1 pseudogene is annotated in these 360 nt (G+C 61.9%); it reads left to right on the top strand.

Annotated elements, in window-relative coordinates:
* A pseudogene (locus PGH07_RS11435) lies at window positions 1-352 on the top strand (copper-transporting ATPase); the annotation flags it as partial.
* Window positions 353-360: the final 8 nt, after the last annotated feature.

Raw genomic sequence — 360 nt, 5'->3', positions numbered from 1 at the left:
CAACGATGCGCCGGCACTGGCACAGGCGGATGTGGGTATCGCCCTGGCCTCGGGCACCGACATCGCCATCGAGGCTGCCGACGTGACGCTGACCCGCGGCCAGCTTGGTGAGGTCGTCACCGCGCTCACGGCAGCGCGGCGCACGCTCAGCAACATCCGCGGCAACCTGTTCTGGGCCTTTTTCTACAACATTTTGCTGATACCCGTGGCCGCCGGTGTCGCTGCGCCCTTCGGTATTCACATGAGTCCTATGCTGGCCGGCATCGCGATGGGATTGTCATCGGTCTTCGTGCTCAGCAACAGCCTTCGTCTGAAACGCCTGCAGGCATTCCAGACGGCAACAGCAAGTTAGATATTCTG

Source organism: Sulfurovum zhangzhouensis (assembly GCF_030347965.1).
GTDB lineage: Bacteria > Campylobacterota > Campylobacteria > Campylobacterales > Sulfurovaceae > Sulfurovum > Sulfurovum zhangzhouensis.
The sequence above is the reverse complement of the archived record's forward strand: the minus strand, read 5'-3'. Positions and strand labels throughout refer to the sequence as shown.